Source organism: Streptomyces sp. NPDC058052, assembly GCF_042885515.1.
In the GTDB taxonomy this organism is placed as follows: Bacteria; Actinomycetota; Actinomycetes; order Streptomycetales; family Streptomycetaceae; genus Streptomyces.
In genome coordinates this window covers 319,915-343,375 of record NZ_JBHVRX010000002.1, presented here as the reverse complement: position 1 = coordinate 343,375, position 23,461 = coordinate 319,915, and the positions used below count along the sequence as shown (strand labels likewise).

Sequence of the window (23,461 nt, the reverse complement as noted above, 5' to 3'; positions counted from 1 at the left end):
CCGGCGTGACCAGCATGCTGAGCTCCAGCCCGCGCTACCGCGAACTGCTCGCCGCCTGGGGACTGGAGGTCGTCCGGCTGCGGGCGGCGCGACGGGGTGTTTTCATGGAGGTGACGGGAAGGACTCCGTGTGAGGACACGGAGTAGCGGTCCCCCGAGGCCGTGCACCGTGCAATCAGGATCCGCGAGAAGCGGGTGAGTCCTTCCCGCCCCTTCATCTCTTCCGTCCGCCTCCCCGCCGGCGACGCCGCCGGGCGGGCGAGGGAGGCGGTCCCATGAGTGGTGGCGCGTGGACGGTCCTGGCCGTGGCCGGTGTCACGGCCGCCTATGCCCTCGGCTCGCGGCGCCTCGCCACGACCCCCGTCTCCTCGGCGATCGTGTTCACCGGCTGCGGCGTCCTCCTCGGCCCCGCCGTCCTCGACGTCGTCGGGGGCGACGACGCCGCGCCGATCACCGCCCTCCTGGAGGCGGCCCTCACGCTGGTGCTGTTCACCGACGCCATGGCCGTCCGCCGCCGCGACCTCACGCGGGGCGGATTCCTGCCCCGGCGCCTGCTCGGGATCGGCCTCCTGCTGAGCATCGGGGCCGGCTGGCTGCTGGCCTGGCCCCTGCTGCCCGGACTCACCGTGTGGGAACTCGCCCTGGTCGGCGTGATCCTGGCGCCCACCGACGCGGCGCTGGGCAAGTCCGCCCTCTCCGACCGGCGCGTCCCGCCGCTGGTCCGCCAGGGCCTCAACGTCGAGAGCGGCCTCAACGACGGCATGGTCCTGCCCTTCTTCGTCGTCTTCCTCGCCGCCGTGCCCGGCACCACGTACGCCGCCGAGGGCATCGGGGGCACCTTCTGGCGCTCCCTGCTGCTCAGCACCGCCATCGGCCTGCTCGCCGGAGATCTCGCCGGCCGGCTGCTCCAGGCGGCCCGGGCCCGCGGCTGGATCACCCGGGAATGGCGCCACGTCTACGTCCTCGCCGTCGCCGCCCTCTCCTACGAACTGGCCGTCGTCGTCGACGGCAGCGGCTTCATCGCCGCCTGGGTCGCCGGCTTCGCCTTCGGCCACGCCCTGCGCGCCCTTCCGGTGAGTCCCCCCGGAGCCCCCGCACCGGGCCCCGACGAAGGCCGGGACACCACCCCCGAACTCGCCGAGGACCTCGGCGGACTCCTCGCCTCGATCGCCCTGTTCCTCTTCGGAGCCGTCCTGCTCGGTCCCGCCCTCCAGCACCTCACCTGGCAGATCGTGCTCTACGCGCTGCTCAGTCTCACCGTGGTCAGGCTCGTCCCCGTCGCCCTCTCCCTGCTCGGCAGCGGTCTGCGCCCGCCCACCGTCCTCTACATCGGCTGGTTCGGGCCCCGCGGCCTGGCCTCGGTGGTCCTCGGGCTCCTGGTCGCCGAGGAGCACGTCGCGGGCACCACGACGATCGGCCGCGTCGTGGCCGTCACGGTCGGCCTCAGCGTCCTCCTCCACGGCGCCACCGCCCCGGCCCTCGCGGGCGCCTACGGAGCCTGGTACCGCCGCGCCCTCGCGGCCTCCGGCGGCGACCTGAAGGAGTCCGCCGACGTTCCCGAGGCCAGGAGCCGCCGGCGCCTGGGAGGGTCGGACACCCCCGCGACCTGAGCGCTCCGGCCGCGCCGCGCGCGCCGGGGCGTCCGGGACGACCATGGAAGGAACGCGGGTACCGGGCGCCGGTCCGTACCCGGTGAATCGAGAGCGAGGTCCACCATGGCCGCCACGCACACACCGCACCGGACGGACAGCACGAGCCAGCTGTGGGCGGGAGGACTGACCGTCTTCGCCGCCGTCATGCTCGGGATCACCGGCGTCGTCGGCGTCTTCCGGGGCATCATGGCGATCGCGGAGGACGAGGTCTTCCTCACGACGCCCAACTACGTCTTCCAGTTCGACCTGACCAGCTGGGGCTGGATCCACCTCGTCCTCGGCGCCGTCGCCATCGTCGTCAGCTTCGGCCTCTCCAAGGCGTCGATGTGGGCGCGCGTGACCGGCGTGGCCATCGCCGCCCTCGTCGTCATCGCGAACTTCCTGTCCCTGCCCTACTACCCGGCCTGGTCGATCCTGATGATCGCCATGTCCGGCTTCGTCATCTGGGCGCTGTGCGTCGTCAAGTCCGACAACCCGATCGTGCGGTAGTCCGGCGCCCGAGGCACCACGAGGAGCCCGTCACGACGTCAGCTGGTAGAGGCTGCGACTGACCAGCCACAGCCCCAGCAGCAGACAGACGCCGATGACGGCGGGCTCCTTGTGGCGCTTCAGCCAGCCGTGCAGCCCGGTCAGGGTGCGATGGGCCCGCTCGGGCGAGAACACCATCGACAGCTCCATCGCCAGCAGCGTGGACGTGGCGAGGAGACAGAAGACGACGAGGGCCAGCACGTTCCCGGCGTCCGAGAGGTCGGCGTGGACGACGGTCGCGGCCGCGGCGCCGACCATGCCCCACGGCTGGAGGAGCGGAGCGAGCACCGCGGCCGACCGGACGGAGACCCCGCCCGGCGCGGACGTCCTCTCCGCGGCGCCGTCCGTGTCCGGCGCGCCCCGGAGGACACGGCGGCGCCGGTACCAGGCGTACCCGATCAGTCCGAGTCCGATGACGAGCGTCACCACCTGCGCCGTTCTCGACGGCGGGGAGCGCGGCGCCGGCGGCTGCCCGCCGGTGAACAGCACGACGATCCCGATCACGGCCACCAGGCAGGCCAGCCAGGACACGATGAACACCAGCCCCTTGCGCACCCCCTGGGGCGAGGCCACCACCAGCACGAACGCCATCACGGGCAGCGGGAACAAGGTCACCGCCAGCCCGATCATCAGCAGGTCAAGCACCATGACGCCGACCCCTGCCCTCGTACGCCGCCCCGGAGCGCGGCTCCGCCGCCCGCACGGCCGCGCCCGTCAGGAGCGCTTCCGCCGCAGCGAGTCCGCGACGCCCCTGGCATGCTTGCGCAGGCTCCGCAGAGCCTTCTTCAGATCGGCCTTGGTCCGGTCCGTCCGGCCCTCGGCCTCCATCCTCTCGTCGCCGGTCAGCTTCCCGGCGATCTCCTTGACCTTGCCCTTGGCCCTGTCGACGGTGGTGCCCATGGCCGCGATCCCTCCTTAGGACCGTCCCCCGGATCCACGCTAGGCCGCGCCCGCGCTCCCCGCCCGTCGGCCCGGCGAACGGGTCACCGGCTCCTCGGGTGACCGGTGTGATCGACGTCTGCCGCGCCGGGGCCACCGGCCGGACCGCGCCCCCGAACCTCTCCGCGACCGACACCGCCGGGACCCGGCCCCCACCGCCGGCGACCGCCGTCCCGCCGTCGGCCGACCCCCGCCGGCGGGGCCCGGACCGGCCTCCGGGGCCCCGCCGCCCGCCCGGTACCGTGGGCGGCGACACAGTGCCGTGCCCCGGGAAGGACCGAGTGATCGCCGTGCCCGCCGAACACCCCGCCGACGCCCCCGCCGACCGGGACGCGGACGTCCTGCGCCGCGTCGAGGGCCGCGCCGGACTCCTCACCCTCGACCGGCCCCGGGCCATCAACGCCCTCACCCACCCCATGGTCCGCGCCCTCGACGCCGCCCTCACCGCCTGGGAGCACGACCCGGCCGTCACCACCGTCGTCCTGCGCGGCGCGGGGGAGCGGGGCCTGTGCGCCGGCGGCGACATCCGCGCCATCCACGAGGACGCCCTCGCCGACGGCACCGCCACCGCCGCCTTCTGGCGCGACGAGTACCGCCTCAACGCCCGCATCGCCCGCTACCCCAAGCCGTACGTCGCCTTCATGGACGGCATCGTCATGGGCGGCGGCGTCGGCGTCTCCGCCCACGGCTCCGTCCGCGTCGTCACCGAACGCTCCCGGATCGCCATGCCCGAGACCGGCATCGGCTTCGTCCCCGACGTCGGCGGCACCTTTCTCCTCGGCCGCGCCCCCGGCGAACTCGGCACCCACCTCGCCCTCACCGGCGGCCAGATCGGCGCCGCCGACGCCCTCCTCACCGGACTCGCGGACCACCACGTCCCCGCCGGCGCGCTCGACGCCCTCGCCGCCGACCTCACCCGCCTCCCCGCCGACGAGGCCCTGGCCCGCCACACGACCCCGCCCGCCCCCGGCGTCCTCGCCGAGCAGCGCGAGTGGATCGACGCCTGCTACTCCGCCCCCACCGTCGAGGAGATCGTCGACCGCCTCTTCGACAGTGGCGTCCCCTCCGCCAAGGAGACCGCGACCACCCTCCTCGCCAAGTCCCCGACCGCCCTCAAGGCCACCCTCGCCGTGCTGCGCGCCGGGCGCGCGCTCGGCAGCCTCGAAGCCGTCCTCGACCTGGAGTACCGCGCCTCCTGCGCCGCCGTCACCGGCCACGACCTCGTCGAGGGCATCCGCGCCCAGGTCGTCGACAAGGACCGCAACCCGCGCTGGCGGCCGGCCACCCTCGCCGAGGTCACCGACGCCGACGTCGCCCGCTACTTCACGCCCCCGCCCGGCGGCGACCTCGGACTCGGCCCCGGCTGACCCTTCCCGACGGCCGCGGCGGCACGGTCAGACGGGCCCCGCCGGCCGACCGGCCGGCTCCGCTCCTGCCGCCGGCTCGCCCAGCGCCAGCGCCGCCGTCCGCCACGCCTCCGTGACGGCCCCGTGCGCCAGCGCCGTCGCCGCCGGCACGTCCGCCGGCAGCCGCAGCGGCGCCCCGATGTGCACATGCAGGCACGGGCGCCGCAGCGGGGCCGTCAGCACCCCCGCGATCTGCTTCACCGTCCCGCCCGACGTGATGCGGCGCGCCCCGGCCTGCCCGACCGGCACCACCGGTGCGCCCGTCGCCCCGGCGAGCCGCGCCAGCCCGGTGCGGAACTCCTCCGGCGGCGCCTCCGACGCCTCCCGGCGCGGCGGGATCCGGCCCTCCGCGTAGAGCATCACCGGCCGCCCCGAGGCGAGCGCCACCGCGGCCCGGTCCAGCGCGGCCGAGGCGTGCGCGGTGTTGCGGTGCACCGGCACGTACCCGTCCCGCGACAGCGCCCGCCCCAGCCCCGGCACCCGCCACAGCCCCGCCGCCGCGAGCAGCACCGGCTCGGCGCCGAGCCGCCGCCGCAGCGCGGCCAGCACCAGCGCCGGGTCGGCGAGCGAGGTGTGGTTGACCACGATGATGCTGCCCGGCTCGATCCGCGCGGCGGGATCCGCGGTCACGGTCAACCGCCCGAAGAACGGGACGAGATGTGCGGCGAGACGACTGAGCACGGGCGGACCCTCCACCTTCGGAACCGGTACGACGACGGCCCGCCCATCGTCGGCCGGAACCCCCGCCTCCGGCATGGGCGCCCGTACTCACCCCGTACTCAACTCCGCCGCCCGCCCCCACCTGGTGTCCCACGCTCCCCCCGATCCGTCTAGGCTGGCCCGACGCGAGGTCACGACGGAGGACGGGGGTGGGCGGTGCACGTCACGAAGCCGTCCTCCGTCCGCGCCCTGGCCCGGCTCCTGCCGGCGCTCCTCTGCGCGCTCTGCGCGTTCCTCGTGGCCCCCGCGAGCGCCGCCGTCGGCATCGGCAGCCCGACGGTCGCCGTCGCGGCCCTCGACCCGGCGGTGTCCGCGCCCGACACCCACGTGGCGGCCGCCGAGACCGCGGAACTGCCCGCCGTCGTCGAACAGTCGGTACGGTTCCCGGCGCCGCCCGCCGCGCCCCCGGTCGTCCGGAGCGCCGACGAGGCACCCGGACGCGGCCGCGTCGCGGGCGACCCCCGCCGGGAGCGCGCGCCGCCCGGCCTCCCGTCCGTCCCCACGGCCCCTCGGGGGCCACCCTCCACCCGGCACAGCTGACGCCGTTCCACCGCGCCGCCGTCCGGGCCCCCGGCATGCCCGCAGCCCGGCCACGCGCGCGTACCCCAGCTCGCCCCGCACGGCCCGCCGTCCCGGCGCACGGCCGTGCACCGCCCGTGGAGAACCCATGCCTTCGTCCGCCGTGCTCCGGCGCGCGCTCCTCGCGCTCGCCGTCGTCGCGCTCGCCCTCTGGACCGCCCTCACCACCTCGCCCCGTCTCGGCCTCGACCTCCGCGGCGGCACCCGGATCGTCCTGGAGACCCGGGACGCCCCCGGGGTCCGCGCCGACGCCGAGGCCACCGACCGCGCCCTGGAGGTGCTCCGCAAGCGCGTCGACGGCCTCGGGGTGGCCGAGCCGTCGCTCGCCCGCTCCGGCGAGAACCGGATCGTCGTCGAACTCCCCGGTCTCCGCGACCCGCGCGAGGCCGCCGAGGTCATCGGCCGCACCGCCCAGCTCACCATCCACGCCGTCACCGGCGCGTCCGGCGGCCCGGCGAAGCCCGCCGCCACCGACGGCACCAGGGTCCTCGCCGACCCCGACGCCGCCCCCGGCTCCGGCGGCTTCCTCACCCTCGCCGCGCCGGCCCTCACCGGCGACGGCGTGAAGAGCGCCGAGGCCGTCCTCGACACCACGAGCGGGCGCGGCTGGACCGTGGACCTCGCCTTCCGCGACGGCGCCGCGGCCGACTGGGCCCGCCTCACCGGCGAGGCCGCCTGCGCCCCGGCCGGCGACCCCGCCCGCCGGGTCGCGATCGTCCTCGACGGGCGGATCGTCTCCGCCCCCGCCATGCAGACCGGCGTGGCCTGCGGCAGCGGTATCGCCGGCGGCGCCACCCAGATCACCGGCGGGTTCTCCGCCCAGGAGGCCCGCGACCTCGCCGCACTCGTCGAGGGCGGCGCCCTGCCGGTCCCCGTCACCACCGTCGAGCAGAGCACCGTCGGCCCGACCCTCGGCGCCGAGGCCATCCGCGCCAGCGCCCTCGCCGCCGTCATCGGCCTCGCCTGCACCGGCGTCTTCGTCATCGCCGTCTACCGGCTCCTCGGCCTCCTCGCCACGATCGCCCTGCTCCTCTACGGCCTGATCTCGTACGCGGCGGTCGTCGCGCTCGGCGCCACCCTCACCCTTCCCGGCCTCGCCGGTTTCGTCCTCGCCGTCGGCATCGCCGTCGACGCCAACGTCCTCGTCTTCGAACGGGCGAGGGAGGAGTACGCCGCCCTCGGCCGCTCCGCCGCGACCCGCGACCCGCGCCGCCCGCTCGCGGCCGCCTTCGGCAAGGTGTGGAGCGCCGTCGCGGACTCCAACATCACCACCCTCCTCGCCGCCGGCCTCCTCTTCGCCTTCGCCACCGGCCCCGTGAAGGGCTTCGGGGTGACCCTCGCCATCGGCGTCCTCGCCTCGATGCTCACCGCGATGGTGATCACCCGGCTGCTCGCCGACGCGGCCCTCGCCCTGCCCGCCGTACGCCGCAGGCCCGCGCTCACCGGCATGGCCGGCCTCGGCCGGCTCCGCACGCGGCTCAACCGCCGGGCACCCCGGCTGATGGTCCACCGGCGCCGCTGGTTCACCGTCAGCACGGCGCTGCTCCTGGTCGCCCTCGCGGGGATCGGCGTGCGGGGCGTCGAGCTGGGCGTGGAGTTCACCGGCGGCCGGGACGTCCAGTACACCGCCACCCGGCCGGTGGACGCCGACGCGGCCCGCGCGGCCGTCGCCGCGGCCGGCTTCCCCGACGCCGTCGTCCAGACCACCGGCGACGGCGGCCGGGACGTCACCGTCCGGGTGGGGGAGACCGACGACGAGGCCCACGGCCGCATCACCGAGGCCCTCACCGAGGCGGCGGGCCCGGTCACCGTCGAACGCGACGACCTGATCGGCCCGAGCCTCGGCGGCGAGCTGCGCACCCACGCGCTCCTGGCCCTCGGCCTCGCCGTCGCCGCCCAGCTCGCCTACCTGTCCGTCCGCTTCCGCTGGACGTACGCGGCGGCGGCGGTCGCCGCGATGGTCCAGGACGTCCTGCTCGTCGTCGGTCTCTTCGCCTGGCTCGGCAAGCCGGTGGACAGCGTGTTCCTGGCCGCGCTGCTGACGGTCGTCGGCTACTCGGTCAACGACTCGGTCGTCGTCCTCGACCGCCTCCGCGAACTGCGCCGCAAGGGCGGCCGGCTGCCCCTCGCGGACCTCGCCGACCGCGCGGTGGCCCAGACCCTGCCCCGCACGGTCAACACCGGCATGGGCGCCCTCTTCGTCCTGGCCGCCCTCGCCGTCCTCGGCGGCGACACCCTGACGGACTTCTCCGTGGCGCTGCTCGCCGGCGTCGTCCTGGGCATGGCCTCGACCGTCTTCACGGCCCTCCCGCTGACGGTCACCCTCGAATCCCGCTCCCCGGCCCCCGCCCGCCCCGCGCGGAGCCGGACCGCCGACCCCACGGGCGCGGTCGTCTGACGGACCGAGCCGCCACCGGTCACGGCCGCCCTCCCGGGGGGCCGTGACCGGCGCGGCCGGGCGTCAGTGCCCGTACCCGTACGAGGAGGACCGCCGGAACACCGTCACGAACACCGTGTTCGCCGCCGCCACGACGCCGAACACCACGGCCCACGTGTCGTGCCCGAGCCCCGCCAGGGCCAGCGCCGCCGCCCCGAAGACGAGCGTCTTCACCACCAGGACCGCGGCGACCGGCACCTGGAACCGCGCCTTCGGGGCCGCGAACAGCCCCCAGAGCGTCGCCGCCGCCCCCGGCGCCGCGACGGCCGTCACCACCCGCAGCCACACCGGATCGACGACGCTCCACCCCCACCAGGCGAGCACTCCCAGCGCGAGCATCTCCCACAGGAAGGCCAGGAGATCGTTCAGCACGTGCGCAGCCTTCATGTGACGTCCTCTCGCCGGGCGGCGCCCGGCAGTTCGCAACGGAGCCCCGGAGCGCGTGCTCCGAGGCGAACACGTGATCGTAGACGCCATCTCCCCTCCCCGCCCAGCGAGTTCGGCGACCGCGGCCCGAGGCCGCTGTCGGTCCCCCGGGCTACCGTCACCGGACATGGGATTCACCAGCGCCTGGGCCGTCACCGCCCACCCGGACACCACCATCGCCGCTCTCGCCCCCCGCCTGCTGCCCGCGCTCCGCGAGGACCGCGACCGGCCCGGCGCGCGGGAGCGCTGGGCGGCGTGGTGCCGGGCGCCCCTGCCCGACCACCGCACCTGGTACGCGGTCGCGCCGCCGCCCGGGACGCCGGCCGCCGACCCGGCGGCGATCGGGGCGTTCCACGAACTCACCTGCCCCGGACCGGCCGTGGAGGATGTCTGCGACGGCACCCGGGACCCCGACTTCCACGTCATGGACGGCGTCTGGGACCAGGACCTCGACGAGGAGGACGTGTTCTTCTCCGTCCACCGCAAGGAGTACGCGGTCTCCTCCCTCTTCCACGCCCTCGGCCCCGCCCGCGCCGCGCTCCTCCCCGGCTGGTGCGGAAACTTCCTGCTCACCGCCGCCGAGACGGCCGCCGCGCTGCCGGCGGTCGAGCGGGCCTTCGCCTTCTCCGCGGCCGAACGGGCCGCGGCCGAGGCGCGGGACCGGCTCTGGTACGGGGACGGGGAGGAGTCCGTGCTCGACGGGCCGCCGCGGGTGTGGCGGACGGCGGTGGCCAAGGGGTACGGGCTGTGCGCGGTGGCCGTGCACGTCGGGTGACCGGGGGAGGGGCGCGTGGGCCGAAGGGGCGGTTCGGGTGACCCCGGCAGCGTTGGGTCGTTGCACGCGTAAAACGATCACACGGCGAAGACGCGGAGGTGGTTTCCGTGAGCGTTCAGCAGGCCACGGCGGTGAGGACCTGGGTGCTCGACGACCCGGAGGACGTACGGGAGGCGGCCACGGCACTCGCCGAAGGACGGGCCGTGGCGCACGGGTTCGGCAACATCTACGCGCTGGCCTTCCGTCCCGACCGCGAGACCGTCGAGCGGGTGAACCGGATGAAGGGCCGTCCCGCGGGGCGGACCGCGAGCCTCGTCACCGTCCCCGAGCGGATCCCCGCCGCCTTCGACTGGACCCGGCTCCCCGACGGTGTGCCCCGGCAGCAGGTGCGGTCGCTGATGGACGAACTGCTCGGGATCGGACCCGTCGGCCTGCGCGGACCGGCGGCCGACCGGGTGCCCGGCGCGCTCGCCGCCACCGACGGCGGCACCCGTACCGTGCGGGTCATCGTGCCCGGCACCCACTGCCCGTCGCACGCCTTCCTCGGCGCCGCGCTCGGCCGGACCGGTGGCGACTTCCTCGCCGTCACCTCCGCCAACCGCTCGCACCACCTGACCGGCCGGGCCGAGGAGCCCGCGCACTGGCGGGCCGAGGGCCTCGCCGACGCGTTCGGCGCCGAGCCCGGCGTCCGGGTCCTGGCCCACGCCGACGAGGAGGCCGCCCGCCGGCGCCATCCCTTCCACCGGCCGACCTCCGTCAGCGTCCTGTCCTTCCACCGCACCGCCGGGCACACCCGCTCGGGCCTGCCCGCGCTGGTCCTCGAACGGCACGGCTCGCTCTCCGCCGACCACATCCGCGCCGTCGCCGCCAACCACGGCTTCGGCGTCGTGGCGGCACCGCACGCCGTCACCCCCCTCACGGCCCGGTCGTACGGCCTCGCCTGACCCGCCGGGGCGGGTCGGCCCAGTCCCGGGAGCCGTCCAGCGCGACCTCCGCCCACACCGTCTTGCCCGCCTCCTCGTACCGGACGCCCCACGCCTGCGCCAGCGTCGAGCAGATGTGCAGACCGCGGCCGCCCTCGTCGCCGGCCTTCGCGTGGCGCAGGTGCGGGGCGGTGGCCGCGCCGTCGCGCACCTCCACGGTGAGCGTGGATTCTCCCCGGAGCAGCCGGAGGGCGTACGGCGGGGCGCCGTGCCGGACCGCGTTGGTGACGAGTTCGCTGACGATCAGCTCGACGGTGAGCGGGTCCACGGCCAGACCCCACTCCCGTACGCGTTCCTCCGCCGCGTGCCGTACCGGCGCCACCGCGGACAGCTCGCCCGGCACCTCCCACTCGGCGACGTCCGAGGCCGGCAGCCGCAGCGTGCGGGCCACCAGCAGGACCCGTTCGGGCGCGAGGAGTTCCGCCAGGTCGTCCGCCATGGGATGGGGGCCGCGGCCGGGTGAGGCCAGCGCCTCCGCGACCCGGGCCTGCGTCGGGCCACCGTCGGCGCGCGCGGAGGAGGCCAGGCACAGGGTGGTGCCCTCCGGAAGGAGGTGCGAGGAGCAGGCGAACGGGGGGCCGTCCACGCCGCCGAGCAGCGGACCCTCGTCCACCAGGTCCGCGTCGAGGGAGCCGTCCGGCCGGACGGCGACACAGAGCGAGGAGCCCGCGCGGGCGAGGTCCAGGCGCCCCGTCACCGGGTCGTGGACGGCGATCGTGCAGCTCGCCGCGGCCTCGTCCGCGCCGTGGCGTCCCTGCTCCCGGGCGAGACGCCGGGTCACGGTGTGGAGCCGGGCCAGCAGTTCGTGCGGGGCGAGGTCCAGCGTCGTCAGGCTGTAGACGGCGGTCCGCAGCCGGCCCATCGTCGCCACCGAACTCAGCCCCGGCCGCTCCACCTGCCCCACCACCAGCGCCACCCGCGCGCCCGGCAGCGGGACGACGTCGAACCAGGAGCCCGCGCCGGTGCCGCCCGACCGGTGCCGCTGGGCCACGTCGACGGCGTGCCGGGTCTCGCCCTCGGGGCGCAGCGGCCAGGACTGGAGCGCGGTCATCACGATGTGCTCGCGGGTGAAGCGGAGCGCGTTCTCCAGGCAGGTCGCGGTGTGCGCCGTCACGCCCTCGACGAGCGCCAGGTCGTCCTCGGTGTACGGATCGGCCCCGGGCGGGCGCCGGAACACCACGGCCCCCAGCAGCTGCTGGCGGACCGCGAGCGGCGCCACCACCCGTACGTCCCCGTCCGCGCCCACGAGTTCCGGCGCGGTGGGCAGCCGCTCGCCGAACAGGCCGGGCAGCAGGACCGCGCCCGGCTCCGGCAGCGGGCCGTCCGCGCCGGCGTCGCCGGAGCCGCCCACCGCGGTGCAGCGCAGGAGCGGCGTCTCGCCCGGCCGGCGCAGCTCCGGCGGCTTGCCGCGCAGCACGGCGTCGGTCAGCGCGACCACGACCGACCCGGCGAACCCGGGCACGGTCACCTCGACGAGCTCACGGGCGGTCCGCTCCACGTCCAGGGTCCGCCCGATCCGGTCGCGGGCCTCGTACAGCAGCCCCAGCCGCTGCTGGGCCCGGATCCGCTCGGTGACGTCCATGACGGTGGCGACGAGCCCGATCGACGGCCGCTTCTCGCCGCCCGCTCCCGGTGCGCGCAGCGGGTACACGGACACGGAGTAGACGTGCTCGTGGCCGGCGGCGTGCGGCGGCCGGCCCGGCACGAGGACGTCCCGCAGCGGCGGCCCGCCGTCGAGGATCTCGCGGAGCACGCTCTCCTTCACCTCGACGCCGAAGACCCGGTACGCCTCGGCCGCCGGCCGCCCCAGCACCTCCTCCGCCGCGACGCCCCGGGTGGCGAGGGTGGCGCCGGTGACCCGGACCACCCGCAGATCGCGGTCGAGGACGTGCACGCCGACCGCGGTCTGCCGGAACACGGTGTCGAGGACGGCGCGGTCGAGCGCGGAGGGAACGTCCTCGGACATGTGCACCCCTGCCAGCGGTCGACATCCGGTCCAGGCCCAGTCTGGCCGTTCCGGGGGCGCTCCGCCTGTCGCCGCGCCCCCGTCCGCCGGGCCGCGCCCCGGGGAGGACGTCAGCGCGCGGGCGGCGGGAGGAGGAGCAGGCCGGTGCCGACGGCCCGTTCGCCGGCCGCGTCGGAGGGGCGGCTGACGACCCCCGCGGCCGTCGCGAGGACGCTCGAACCGCCGCCGTCGAGGTTGAGCGCCTCGCGGGCGCCGAGGGCCTGCATCAGGCGGGCGGCGCCGTCGACGCCGAGGCCCTCGCTGGTGCCGGGGCGGCGACCGTCGGCGACGACCAGCATCAGCCGGCCCCCGTCGTCGACGCCGATCATGGACCGGGGGTTGGCGCGGACCGTCCAGTCGTAGGTGAAGGACGGGTCCGGGCCCTCGCGGACGATGCCGTCGGCCACCGCGTTCACCGCGACCTGCCCGTCGCGGACCAGGGCAGGACCGACCTGGAGGATCGTGGTGTCGGGCCGGAGGGGGACCGGGAGGCCGCGCCCGTCCTGGACCCGCTCGGTGAAGGTGAGCGTCGCGCCGGCGCGCGCGGTCCGCAGCAGCCAGGCGGCGGCGTCGCCGGTGGCCTGGAGGGTCGAGCCGCCGGGCGGGACGGGGGCGCCGCGGGTGGCGCGGACGGCCGTCACCCGGCCCCGGGCGTCGAGGACGGCCTCCGCGCCGGGACCGGCCGGGGGAGCGCCCCATTCGGGGGTGAACCGGACGAGCTCGTCGGCGTCGGTGCACCGGACGTCGTGCTGCGGGCGCTCGGTCGGCAGGTCGCCGCCGACGCCGCCGCAGTTCCAGATCACGCCGGGAAGCCGGTTGACCCCGTCGACCTCCGCGGTCTCCCCGGCCGCCGTGACCGTCACCCGTGCCGTGAACGTGTCGACGGCGAAGGACCGCCCGCCGCGCTCCAGCCGGACGCCGGCCCGTCCCTGGGTGGCGGAGCCGAGGATCCGGCCGTCCTTCACGTACAGACCGCCGGGGGCGTTGTCGTAGAACCACTGCCCGTTGACGCCGGCGACGGCGCCCGTGGCGCCGATCAGGGCGGTCAGCTTCTCGGTGCCGTGGAGGGTGGGGCCGTGACCGGTCTGCAGGCTGCCGCCGAAGGCGTCGAGGTCGATCCGCAGGACGTGGACGCGCTGGGGCGCGTCGTCGTCGGTGCCGTCCTGCGCGGTGTAGCGGGTGCGGGCGGTGAATCCGGCCGCCCGGAGCTGGTCGGCGAGCGCGGTCGCCCCGGCCTCGTCCGCGGACCGGCCGGCCCGTACCGTCCAGCCGAGCACCCCCGGCCGCAGGTCCGCGTAGGCCGGGGTGGTCACCTCCTCGACGCGCGGCTCGAAGTCCGCCGCCCGCACCGCCTCCGCCACCCGCAGCGCGGTCTCGCGCGGCCCCAGAGCCAGCGGCGCCCCGGCGAACGGTCCGTCGGGGAGCTGGGGCAGGCCGACCTGGACGGTCCAGACGTGGTCGGCGTCCCGCTGCCCGTACGTGAGGGAGGTGAGCGTCACGCCCCGGGCCGGCGTGCTGGTGACCTGGACGGCGCCGTGCACGGGGTGGGGGGCGGCGGAGGAGCGGGCCGGGCGGGCCTCGGCGAGGGAGACGGACGCGGCCGAAAGGACCGCCGCGGCCGCCAGGAGGGAGAGGGACCTGCGCTGCATGGAAGTCCTTCCGTCATCGGAACGCACCTGTCCGATGAGACAACACGTCGTCAGTTGCCGCAAAGCGAAGGAGAGTTCGACGCCGTCCGCAGATCCGCGGAACGCCGGGCTCCCCTCCTTCTCCCGGAGGGCGGCCCGCCGGCGGGCGCGTCCCCGGACGTCACCCGCCCGCCGTACCCCGGCGGGACCGGGATCCCGCCCCGTTATCCTTCCGGAGTGGAGATCCCCTCATACGACGAAATCCGGGCGCTGCACCGGAAGCACGCCCCCAGCGACGCCGCCTTCGAACTCGTCTTCACCCACTGCGAGATCGTCGCCGCCATCGCCGACCAGCTGCTCTCCCGCTCCGGCCGGGGCGCCGACGCCGCGCTCGTCCGCGCCGGCTGCCTGCTGCACGACATCGGCGTCTACCGGCTGTACGACGCCGCCGGTCGCATCGACGGCACCTCGTACGTCACCCACGGCGTCCTCGGCCACCAGCTGCTCGCGGAGGAGGGCCTGCCCGAGGCCCTCTGCCGCTTCTGCTCCTGCCACACGGGCGTGGGCCTGACCCAGGAGGACATCCTCGCCCAGGGCCTGCCCATCCCGCCCGCCGACTACGTGCCCGTCACGCCCGAGGAGCGGATGGTCATGTACGCCGACAAGTTCCACAGCAAGAGCACCCCGCCGCGGTTCGTCTCCCCGGACACCTTCGAGGTGCGCATCGGCCGCTTCGGCCAGGAGAAGGTCACCGTCTTCCAGGCCCTGCGCCGGCTGTACGGGGACCCCGAACTCGACGCCCTGGCCACCGCGTACGGCCACGCCGTGACCTGAGCCCCGACGAGGTCAGGTGACGACGACGATCGTGGCCACCGACACCGCGGCCATCGCCGCCTGCATGTCCCGGATCGCCTTCCGGACGTCCGCGGCCGCCCACTGGCCGTCCGCGAGCTTCTCCATCCGGGCGGAGACCTCCTTGCGCGGCACCCCGGGGAAGGCCAGGCGGTGCAGCTTCGCCCCGTGCACCAGCGCGACCAGCCCGGCCGTCCGCTCGTCCGGCGCGGCGCCGTCGAGGACCACGGCCCGCAGCCGCTCACGGAGCTCCCGCTCCACCGAGCCGTCGGCCTCCGGGTAGCGCCGCACCGGGAACAGGCCCAGGACCTTGTGCTTCTCCTCCACGACCAGGCCCCGCTCGCACAGGCGCGCCACCGTCGCGGCCGGCGCCTTCGTCTGGTCCTTCGTCAGCCACTCCGTGACCTTCGGCGCCTTGCCCTTCTTCCCCGCCCAGGCCGCGATCAGCGCCAGCCGCTCGTCCAGCAGCGGCTCCCCGGTGGGGCTCTCGTCCGTGACGGCCAGCCGCCCGCCGGTGACCGACACCCGCCCGGCGATCGCCAGGTCCAGCAGGATGCCGCCCGCGACCGCCCACGAGGCGGCCTGCCGCTCCTTCGCCGCCCCGGACTCGTCGTCCAGCGACAGCAGGGTGATCTCCTCGGCGAGCGTGATCGTCATCGGCATCCTTCCTGGTGGGGGCCGCCGGACACGCTCCGGCGGCTCTCCTCCGGAAGACGGGCCGGAGGCCCCTCAGGTTCCACCGGACCCCCGGGAACGTCCGTACGGGGCCGGCCGGCGGGCCGTTGTCAGTGGCGGCTGTCACGCTGAGGCCATGGACAGGCAGAGCGACACTCCCCGTGACCGGGGGAAGGGCGGCGGCATGGGAGGGGACCGTGACGAGGAGCTTCTGCGGGGCCGGGTCTACGGCCAGGACCACGACGACCCGCGCCCCGGACCACGCCCCGGGCGGGCCTACGCGGAGCTCGTCGGCGGCCCGCTCGACGGGCTGCTGCTCGACGTGACCGACTGGACCGGCGAGCGGATTCGGGCCGGAGCCGTCCTGGAGACGGAGCTGGGCAGCTTCGGACCCGGAGGCAAGGCGGTGTACGGTCCCCGGGCGGGCGACCCGGCGCGGTTCGACTGGTCCGGCGACACCCGCTGACCGACCGGAGCCACGGCCGACGGGGCCGGGCACGGAAGGAGCCGGACGGGGAAGGACCGGGCCCGCGGAAGCCGGGCACGGAAGCCGGGGCACAGAAGAGCCGGGTACAGAAAAAGGCGGGAACACCTCCCGCCATACTCAAGGTATAGCGCAAGGGGGGCCTTGCGGCAAGGCCCCCCACATGCCGCACAATCGCACACCTACCCCGTCACCAGCCGAAACGAGAGTTGCACGCGTGCCCATGCCTCAGCGCACCACCGGCCCCTTCGAGCTTCCCGACCGCCTCGCCGCCAAGGCCGCCCCGGCGCTGATCGCCGACGACGAGCAGCACTTCGCCGCCGTCGCGGAGAGCCTCGACCTCGCCATCGCCGAGCTCTCCGAGCGGCTCGACGCCGTGCGCCGCGCGCCGGGCGGCGTGGGCCGCGAGGCGATGGAGCGCGACCTGGAGGTCCACCGGCTCTCCGGCCGGCTGCGCGCCCTGCGCCGCTTCGGGCTCGACCTCTGCCTCGGGCGGATCGTCTCCGCCGACGGCTCCGAGCCCCTCTACATCGGACGGCTCGGCCTCACCGACAGCGCCGGGAACCGGCTGCTCGTCGACTGGCGCTCGCCCGCCGCCGAACCCTTCTTCGGCGCCACCCACGCCCACCCGATGGGCCTCGCGAGCCGCCGCCGCTACCGCTGGAACGGCGGACGCATCACCGACTACTGGGACGAGGTCTTCACCGAGGGCGGCCTCGACGCCCACGCGGCCCTCGACGACCAGTCGGCCTTCATCGCCAGCCTCGGCACCAACCGCTCCGAGCGGATGCGCGACGTGCTCTCCACCATCCAGGCCGACCAGGACGCCATCGTCCGCGCCGGCTCGCGCGGCGCCCTCGTCGTCGACGGCGGCCCCGGCACCGGCAAGACCGTCGTCGCCCTCCACCGCGCCGCCTACCTCCTGTACTCCGACCCCCGGCTCGGCCACCGCCGCGGCGGCGTCCTCTTCGTCGGCCCCCACCAGCCCTACCTCGCGTACGTCTCCGACGTGCTGCCCAGCCTCGGCGAGGAGGGCGTCCGCACCTGCACCGTCCGCGACCTCGTCCCCGAGGGCGCCGCCGCCGGGCCCGAGAAGGACCCCGAGGTCGCCCGGCTCAAGTCCTCCGCCGCCCTCGTCCGCGGCATCGAGAAGGCCGTCCGCTTCTACGAGGAGCCGCCGTCCGAGGCCACCCGCGTCACCACCGACTGGGGCGACCTCACCGTCACCGCGGAGGACTGGGCCGAGGTCTTCGACGCGCCCGGCCCCAGCACCCCGCACAACGAGGCCCGCGAACTGATCTGGGAGGAGCTCGTCACCCTCCTGAAGGAGAAGGCGGCCGACGAGGTCCCGGAGGTCCTCTTCGAGCGTGCCCTGCGCCACGACCGGGAGCTCGTCTCCACCCTCGACCGCGCCTGGCCCATGCTGGAGCCCACCGACCTCGTCGGCGACCTGTGGACCGTCCCCGCCTATCTGCGCCTGTGCGCCCCCTGGCTCGACCGGGACGAGGTGCGGACCCTCCAGCGGGCCGACGCCCAGGCGTGGACCGAGTCCGACCTGCCCTACCTCGACGCGGCCCGGCAGCGGCTCGGCGACCCCCGCTCCGCCGCCCGCAAGCGCCGCGAGAAGGCGACCCTGGCCGCCCGCAAGGAGCGGATGGCCGGCGTCATCGACAGCATCGTGCGCTCCGACGACGACGGCGAGGGCGCCGTCACCATGCTCCTCGGCAAGGACCTCCAGGACAGCCTGGTGGACGACGCCGGCCTGCCCGCCGCCACCACCGACCCGCTGGCCGGTCCCTTCGCCCACGTCGTCGTCGACGAGGCCCAGGAGCTCACCGACGCCGAGTGGCAGATGCTGCTGCTCCGCTGCCCGTCCCGCAGCTTCACCATCGTCGGCGACCGCGCCCAGGCCCGGCACGGCTTCACCGAGACCTGGCGCGAGCGCCTGGAGCGGATCGGTCTCGACCGGATCGAGATGGCCTCCCTGAGCATCAACTACCGCACCCCGGAGGAGGTCATGGCCGAGGCCGAGCCGGTCATCCGCGCCGTCCTCCCGGACGCCAACGTGCCGACCTCGGTCCGCGCGAGCGGCCTGCCCGTCGTCCACGGCCCCGTCACGGACCTGGACACCGTCCTCGACGCCTGGCTCGCGGACCATGCCGACGGCGTCGCCTGCGTCATCGCCGCCGAGGGACGCCTGCCCGGGCTCGGCGACCGCCCCCGGGTCAGGGCGCTCACCCCGAGCCTCTCCAAGGGCCTGGAGTTCGACCTCGTCGTCCTCGTCGACCCGCAGGAGTACGGGGAGGGCGTCGAGGGCGCGGTGGACCACTACGTGGCGATGACCCGGGCCACCCAGCGGCTCGTCGTCCTCACCACCGTCTGACCGGCGGCGCGGACGCTCAGGACGGCAGCCCGCCCCGCGCGATCACGTCCGCGTACCAGCGGGCACTGTCCTTGAGCGTCCGCCGCTGGCTGGCGAAGTCGACGTGCACGATCCCGAACCGCTTGCTGTACCCGAAGGCCCACTCGAAGTTGTCGAGCAGCGACCAGAGGAAGTAGCCCCGCACGTCCGCGCCGTCCTCGACGGCCCGCCGCACCGCCGCCAGATGCCCGTGCAGGTACGCGACCCGCTCCGGGTCGCGGACCTGCCCGGACGGGTCCGCGTAGTCGTCGTACGCCGCCCCGTTCTCGGTGATCACCAGCGGGACGTCCGGCAGCTCGTCGCGCAGCCGCACCAGCAGCTCGTACAGCCCGTCCGCGTCCACCGGCCAGTCCATCGCCGTCCGGGGCCCCGGCGCGGGCAGGAACCGCACGTGCCGCTCCGCGCCCGCCCACGGCGACGGCGACTCCGACGAGCCCGCCGCGACCACGGTGGGCGAGTAGTAGTTCAGGCCGAGCGAGTCGATCGGCGCCGCGATCGCCTCCAGGTCCCCGTCGCGCACGAAGCCCCAGTCCGTCACCCCGGCCGTGTCCCGCACCAGGTCCTCCGGCAGCCGGCCCCGGAACACCGGGTCCAGGAAGATCCGGTTCGCCACCGCGTCGATCCGCCGCGCCGCGTCCCGGTCCTCCGCCGACTCCGTCAGCGCCCGCACCACGTGCAGATTGAGCGTCAGCGAGACCTCCGACCCGGCCGGCAGCGTCTCCCGCAGCGCCCCCACCGCGAGGCCGTGCGCCAGGTTCAGGTGGTGCGCGGCGCGCAGCGCGGCCGCGTCGTCCGTGCGGCCCGGGGCGTGCACCCCGTTGCCGTACCCGAGGAAGGCGGCGCACCACGGCTCGTTCAGCGTCGTCCAGGTCGCGACCCGGTCGCCGAGCCCGTCCGCCACGATCCCCGCGTACTCGGCGAACCGCGCGGCGGTCTCCCGGCGCGGCCAGCCGCCCGCGTCCTCCAGCTCCTGCGGCAGGTCCCAGTGGTAGAGCGTCGCCACCGGCCGGATGCCCGCGTCCCGCAGCTCGTCGCAGAGCCGGCGGTAGAAGTCCAGGCCCTTCTGGAGCGCCGGCCCGCGCCCGGTGGGCTGGACGCGCGGCCAGGCCACCGAGAACCGGTAGTCCGTCACGCCCAGCTCGCGCAGGAGGGCCACGTCCTCGCGCACCCGGTGGTAGTGGTCGGCGGCGATGTCGCCGGTGTCGCCGTTGCGGACCTTGCCCGGCGTCCGGCTGAAGGTGTCCCAGATGGACGGCGTCCGGCCGTCCTCCGTCGCCGCGCCCTCGATCTGGTACGCGGCGGTGGCGGTGCCCCAGCGGAAGCCCTCCGGGAAGCGGAGCGTCGCGGGGGACTCGGGGCGGGCGTCGACTGCGGTCATGAGGAGGCAACTCCAGGGAGTGGGGAGGGAGGGAAGGGGCGGGCGCCGGGGTCAGCCCTTGACCGCGCCCTGCATGATGCCGCCGACGATCTGGCGGCCGAGCAGGCCGAAGACCAGCAGCACGGGCAGCGTGCCCAGCAGGGTGCCCGCCATGATCACCGACTGGTCGTGGACGTAGCCGCCGCCGAGCTGGCGGAGCGCCACCTGGACGGTCGGCTCCTGCGAGGAGAGCGCCACGATCGGCCAGAAGAAGTCGTTCCAGGCGGCCATGAAGGTCAGCAGCCCGAGGACGGCCATGCCGGGGCGGGCGATCGGCACCACGATCGACCAGAAGATCCGGGCCGTGGAGGCGCCGTCGACCCGGGCGGCCTCGATCAGCTCGTCGGGCAGCGACTGCACCAGGTACTGGCGCATGAAGAAGACGCCGAAGGCGGAGACCAGGCCCGGAAGGATCACGGACTGGAGCTGGTTCACCCACTGGAGCTCCGCGATGAGCATGAAGAGCGGGATGACGCCGAGCTGCGGCGGGATCATCATCGTGCCGACGGTGATCGCGAGCAGCGCGCCCCGGCCCCGGAAGCGGAGCTTGGCGAAGGCGAAACCGGCCAGGGTGCAGCACAGCACGGTGCCGACGGTGATCGACCCGGACACGATCAGCGAGTTGAGCAGCGCCTTGCCGATGTCGGCCTCGGCGAGGACGGCCTCGAAGTTCCGGATCAGGTGCGGGCCCGGCACCAGCGACGGCGGCACCTGGGCGAGGTCGGCGTTGGTGCGGCTGGCCGCGACGATGGTCCAGTAGAAGGGGAAGGCGGAGACGAGGACCGCCAGGATCAGCACGGCGTACGCGAACGGTCCGGCCTTCAGGGTCCGGCCCGCGCCCGACCGGCGCCGGCGGGTCGGTCCCCGGCGGGCGGGGGCGGGGGGCGCGGCGGGCGGTGCGGCGGGCGGGTCGGCGAGCGCGGTCATCGGCCGGCCTCCTTGCGGGAACGGCGGCGCGCGATCAGGGCGTTGGCCCCGACCAGCACCAGGATCAGCAGGAACATCACCCAGGCGATCGCGGCCGCCCGGCCCAGGTGGAAGAAGCCCCAGCCCTGTTCGTACATGTACAGGCCGAGGGTCTGGTACTGGTGCGAGATGCCGCCCGACATGGAGCCCTCGAAGAGCAGCGGCTCGCCGAAGAGCTGGGTCGCGCCGATCGTGGAGACCACGACGGTGAAGAGGATCGTCGGCCGCAGCCCGGGCAGCGTCACGTGGAAGAACTGCCGCCACCGGGAGGCGCCGTCCATCTCGGCCGCCTCGTACAGCTCGGAGGGGATGGACTGCATGCCCGCGAGGTAGATGAGGGCGTTGTAGCCGGTCCACCGCCACACGACGATGGTGGAGACGGCGATCTGGGAGCTGAGGGTGCCGGACTGCCAGTCGATCGGTCCGACGCCGACGAGGCCCAGGACGTAGTTGAAGAGGCCGAAGTCGCGCCCGAAGAGCTGGGCGAAGACGAGGGTGGCGGCGGCGACGGAGGTGGCGTACGGCAGCAGCATCGCCGTCCGCAGGAAGGTCCGGCCGCGCAGCCGGTGGTTGAGCAGATGGGCCAGCGCGAGCGCCATCACCAGCTGCGGGACGGTGGAGAGGACGCCGATGGTGAAGGTGTTGCGCAGCGCGGTCCAGAAGAACTCGTCGCCGAGGAGGGCGGTGTAGTTGCCGAGCCCGCGCCACTCCATGGAGCCGGGGTCCTGGAGCTCGACCCGGTGGAGGGAGACGTACGCGGTGTAGATCAGCGGGAAGAGCCCGAAGGCGGCGAAGAGGGTGAAGAACGGGGCGACGTACGTGTACGGCGACACCGCCTGCCACACCCGCCGGAGGACCGGCTGGCGGGGGGCGGTGACGGCTTTCGCCGGTGCGGTGAGGGTCACGGTGCGGCCCTTCGGGAGGTGGTCACGGGGGAGTCGCGGACGGGGTCTCGCGGGTGGGGGCCGGGGCGGGGGGAGCCGCCCCGGCCGGGGCGGCCGGCCGGGGCCCGGGGAGGGGTTCGGCCGGCGCGGGGTCAGCCGAGGGTGTTCGCGACGCCCTTCTTCGCGTTCTCCCACGCCTTCTCCGGGGCGAGGCCCTTGCGCTCGACCTCGCTCAGCGCGTTGGTGATCTGCTGGTTGATGTTCTGGTCGTGGATGCCGAGGACCTGGACCGGGGCGGCCTTGGCCGCGTCGCCGAAGATCTGCCCGATGGGGGCGCCGGAGAAGTACGGGTCCGTGGTGCCGGCGACCTCGGCGATGGCGCCGGTCGAGGAGGGGAAGTTGCCCTGCTTGGCGAAGATCTTGGCCTGCTGCTCGGGGGCGGTGAGCCACTTGATCAGCTCGTACGCCTCCTTCTTGTTCTTCGCGGCGCGCGGCACCGCGAGGTAGGAGCCGCCCCAGTTGCCGGCGCCGCCGGGCAGCGCGGCGATGTCCCACTTGCCCTTGCCGGTCTCGCCGGCCTGGCCCTTGATGTAGCCGAGCATCCAGGCGGGGCAGGGGATGGTGGCGAAGGATCCGGCGGCGAACGCCTGGTTCCACTGCGGGGACCACTGGTCGAGCTTGGCGCTGAGGTCGGCGTCGGTGGCCTCGACGGAGGTCTCCCAGGCGGTCTTCAGGGCGGGGTTGGTCTCCCAGATCAGGGCGCCGGAGGCGTCGTAGTAGCGCTCCTTCTCCTGCCCGATCATGATCGAGAAGAGGCTGCCGACGCTGTCCAGCCAGGCGCTCTTGGCGGGGGCCTTGGCCTTGTACTGCTTGCCGAGCTCCAGGTACCCGTCCCAGGTGGACCACTTCTTGGCGAGCTCGGCGCGGTCGGTGGGCAGTCCGGCCTGCTTGAAGAGGTCGGTGCGGTAGCACATCGCCTCGGGGCCGACGTCGGTGCCGAGGCCGAGGACCTCGCCGTTCTTCCCGGTGGCGGCGGCCCACTTGGCGTCGGCGAACTGGCTCTTGAGCCCGTCGGCGCCGTACGCGCGCAGGTCCTCGAAGCGTTCGGCCTGCTGCTGGGTGACGGAGGCGATCCGGCCGACCTCGATGCCCTGCACGTCGGCGAGGCCGCCCCCGCCGGCGAGCCGGGTCTGGAGGGACTTCCAGTAGTCGGCCTCGTCCTCGGTGTCGGTCTGCTTGATGGTGACGTTCGGGTGGAGCTTCTCGTACTCGGCGTAGAGCCCGGCCTCCTTGTAGCCGAAGGAGCCGAAGAGGTCGACGGTGATCGTGACCTTGCCGCCCGGCTTGTCGGAGGCGGTGCCGGTGGAGCCGGATCCGCAGGCGGTGAGCAGGGAACCGGCGAGCGCGACCGCACCGAGGCGGAGGGCGGCCTGGGTGGCGGCTCGGGTGATGGGCATGGACGGGCTCCCTTGGCTTCGGGACGGATCGGAACCGGGATTCGGAGGAGTGGGCAGCGCCGGGTCTTCCCCGGAGTCCCGAGAACGCTTGAGAGCGCTCTCAAGAACGGTCTGGAGCGTGCCCCGACTCGCCGGTTCCCGTCAAGACTCGAAGGCGTAACGGCTCGGAATCGAAGGGCGTGTACGGGCCACGCGTCCCAACTCGGCTTCCCGTCGCCTCTCTTGAC

Annotated in this window: 21 protein-coding genes; 10 read left to right on the top strand and 11 right to left on the bottom strand. The window is 75.0% G+C overall.

The annotated features are described in order from the left end of the window. Positions 1 to 274 precede the first annotated feature (274 nt). Both ACFVU3_RS04140 and ACFVU3_RS04135 read left to right on the top strand, forming a co-directional pair. Complete coding sequence (locus tag ACFVU3_RS04140) at positions 275 to 1,609, top strand: cation:proton antiporter (protein ID WP_390063448.1); 1,335 nt, start codon at positions 275 to 277, stop codon at positions 1,607 to 1,609. A 105-nt stretch (positions 1,610 to 1,714) separates the two neighbouring features. Next, positions 1,715 to 2,140, top strand: coding sequence for a hypothetical protein (locus ACFVU3_RS04135; protein ID WP_390063447.1), 426 nt, complete (start codon positions 1,715 to 1,717; stop codon positions 2,138 to 2,140). Between the two features lie 30 nt (positions 2,141 to 2,170). On the opposite strand, the gene ACFVU3_RS04130 is transcribed toward ACFVU3_RS04135, so the two are convergent. Both ACFVU3_RS04130 and ACFVU3_RS04125 read right to left on the bottom strand, forming a co-directional pair. Beyond that, positions 2,171 to 2,827, bottom strand: coding sequence for a GAP family protein (locus ACFVU3_RS04130; protein ID WP_390063445.1), 657 nt, complete (start codon positions 2,825 to 2,827; stop codon positions 2,171 to 2,173). Between the two features lie 66 nt (positions 2,828 to 2,893). Beyond that, the gene (locus ACFVU3_RS04125; RefSeq protein ID WP_390063444.1) at positions 2,894 to 3,079 is read right to left on the bottom strand and encodes a CsbD family protein; all 186 of its coding nucleotides are present in this window, start codon (positions 3,077 to 3,079) and stop codon (positions 2,894 to 2,896) included. Positions 3,080 to 3,408: 329 nt separating this feature from the next. On the opposite strand from ACFVU3_RS04125, the gene ACFVU3_RS04120 reads away from it, so the two are divergent. Then, a complete protein-coding gene (locus ACFVU3_RS04120) occupies positions 3,409 to 4,485 on the top strand; it encodes an enoyl-CoA hydratase/isomerase family protein (protein ID WP_390063665.1) in 1,077 nt (358 codons plus the stop codon). Between the two features lie 27 nt (positions 4,486 to 4,512). On the opposite strand, the gene ACFVU3_RS04115 is transcribed toward ACFVU3_RS04120, so the two are convergent. Beyond that, complete coding sequence (locus ACFVU3_RS04115; RefSeq protein ID WP_390063442.1) at positions 4,513 to 5,205, bottom strand: lysophospholipid acyltransferase family protein; 693 nt, start codon at positions 5,203 to 5,205, stop codon at positions 4,513 to 4,515. Between the two features lie 195 nt (positions 5,206 to 5,400). On the opposite strand from ACFVU3_RS04115, the gene ACFVU3_RS04110 reads away from it, so the two are divergent. Both ACFVU3_RS04110 and secD read left to right on the top strand, forming a co-directional pair. Beyond that, entirely contained in the window at positions 5,401 to 5,784 is a 384-nt protein-coding gene (locus ACFVU3_RS04110; protein ID WP_390063441.1) for a hypothetical protein, read from the top strand. Between the two features lie 127 nt (positions 5,785 to 5,911). Then, the gene (gene secD / locus ACFVU3_RS04105; protein ID WP_390063440.1) at positions 5,912 to 8,221 is read left to right on the top strand and encodes a protein translocase subunit SecD; all 2,310 of its coding nucleotides are present in this window, start codon (positions 5,912 to 5,914) and stop codon (positions 8,219 to 8,221) included. A 63-nt stretch (positions 8,222 to 8,284) separates the two neighbouring features. Here secD and ACFVU3_RS04100 read toward each other — a convergent pair whose 3' ends face one another. Continuing rightward, on the bottom strand, positions 8,285 to 8,647 hold the full coding sequence (locus ACFVU3_RS04100) for a YrdB family protein (RefSeq protein ID WP_390063439.1): 363 nt from the start codon (positions 8,645 to 8,647) through the stop codon (positions 8,285 to 8,287). Between the two features lie 166 nt (positions 8,648 to 8,813). Between ACFVU3_RS04100 and ACFVU3_RS04095 the strand changes: the two genes are divergently transcribed. Together ACFVU3_RS04095 and ACFVU3_RS04090 are read left to right on the top strand one after the other, a co-directional pair. Beyond that, positions 8,814 to 9,461 carry a hypothetical protein gene (locus ACFVU3_RS04095; protein ID WP_390063438.1) on the top strand — a complete coding sequence of 216 codons (648 nt, stop codon included), beginning with the start codon at positions 8,814 to 8,816 and terminating at the stop codon, positions 9,459 to 9,461. A gap of 107 nt (positions 9,462 to 9,568) precedes the next feature. Continuing rightward, positions 9,569 to 10,405 carry a hypothetical protein gene (locus ACFVU3_RS04090; RefSeq protein WP_390063437.1) on the top strand — a complete coding sequence of 279 codons (837 nt, stop codon included), beginning with the start codon at positions 9,569 to 9,571 and terminating at the stop codon, positions 10,403 to 10,405. Here ACFVU3_RS04090 and ACFVU3_RS04085 read toward each other — a convergent pair. Together ACFVU3_RS04085 and ACFVU3_RS04080 are read right to left on the bottom strand one after the other, a co-directional pair. Then, entirely contained in the window at positions 10,377 to 12,410 is a 2,034-nt protein-coding gene (locus ACFVU3_RS04085) for a SpoIIE family protein phosphatase (protein WP_390063436.1), read from the bottom strand. The genes ACFVU3_RS04090 and ACFVU3_RS04085 overlap by 29 nt on opposite strands. A 110-nt stretch (positions 12,411 to 12,520) precedes the next feature. Beyond that, a complete protein-coding gene (locus ACFVU3_RS04080) occupies positions 12,521 to 14,098 on the bottom strand; it encodes a phosphodiester glycosidase family protein (protein WP_390063435.1) in 1,578 nt (525 codons plus the stop codon). Between the two features lie 216 nt (positions 14,099 to 14,314). Between ACFVU3_RS04080 and ACFVU3_RS04075 the strand changes: the two genes are divergently transcribed. After that, positions 14,315 to 14,911, top strand: coding sequence for an HD domain-containing protein (locus ACFVU3_RS04075; protein ID WP_390063434.1), 597 nt, complete (start codon positions 14,315 to 14,317; stop codon positions 14,909 to 14,911). Between the two features lie 12 nt (positions 14,912 to 14,923). On the opposite strand, the gene ACFVU3_RS04070 is transcribed toward ACFVU3_RS04075, so the two are convergent. Continuing rightward, positions 14,924 to 15,586 carry a GPP34 family phosphoprotein gene (locus tag ACFVU3_RS04070; protein ID WP_390063433.1) on the bottom strand — a complete coding sequence of 221 codons (663 nt, stop codon included), beginning with the start codon at positions 15,584 to 15,586 and terminating at the stop codon, positions 14,924 to 14,926. Between the two features lie 202 nt (positions 15,587 to 15,788). On the opposite strand from ACFVU3_RS04070, the gene ACFVU3_RS04065 reads away from it, so the two are divergent. Next, positions 15,789 to 16,070, top strand: a complete 282-nt coding sequence (locus tag ACFVU3_RS04065) for a hypothetical protein (protein ID WP_390063663.1) — start codon at positions 15,789 to 15,791, stop codon at positions 16,068 to 16,070. Between the two features lie 241 nt (positions 16,071 to 16,311). Continuing rightward, complete coding sequence (gene helR / locus ACFVU3_RS04060) at positions 16,312 to 18,471, top strand: RNA polymerase recycling motor ATPase HelR (RefSeq protein ID WP_390063662.1); 2,160 nt, start codon at positions 16,312 to 16,314, stop codon at positions 18,469 to 18,471. 16 nt (positions 18,472 to 18,487) lie between these two features. Here the strand turns inward: helR and ACFVU3_RS04055 are convergent, their stop codons facing one another. The 4 genes from ACFVU3_RS04055 to ACFVU3_RS04040 all read right to left on the bottom strand — a co-directional run bounded on the left by ACFVU3_RS04055 (position 18,488) and on the right by ACFVU3_RS04040 (position 23,234). After that, the gene (locus tag ACFVU3_RS04055) at positions 18,488 to 19,888 is read right to left on the bottom strand and encodes a GH1 family beta-glucosidase (protein ID WP_390063432.1); all 1,401 of its coding nucleotides are present in this window, start codon (positions 19,886 to 19,888) and stop codon (positions 18,488 to 18,490) included. Positions 19,889 to 19,939: 51 nt separating this feature from the next. After that, positions 19,940 to 20,854, bottom strand: a complete 915-nt coding sequence (locus tag ACFVU3_RS04050) for a carbohydrate ABC transporter permease (RefSeq protein WP_390063431.1) — start codon at positions 20,852 to 20,854, stop codon at positions 19,940 to 19,942. Then, positions 20,851 to 21,798, bottom strand: a complete 948-nt coding sequence (locus ACFVU3_RS04045) for a carbohydrate ABC transporter permease (protein WP_390063430.1) — start codon at positions 21,796 to 21,798, stop codon at positions 20,851 to 20,853. The genes ACFVU3_RS04050 and ACFVU3_RS04045 overlap by 4 nt, the downstream gene beginning before the upstream one ends. 131 nt (positions 21,799 to 21,929) lie before the next feature. Beyond that, complete coding sequence (locus tag ACFVU3_RS04040; protein WP_390063429.1) at positions 21,930 to 23,234, bottom strand: extracellular solute-binding protein; 1,305 nt, start codon at positions 23,232 to 23,234, stop codon at positions 21,930 to 21,932. Positions 23,235 to 23,461: the final 227 nt, after the last annotated feature.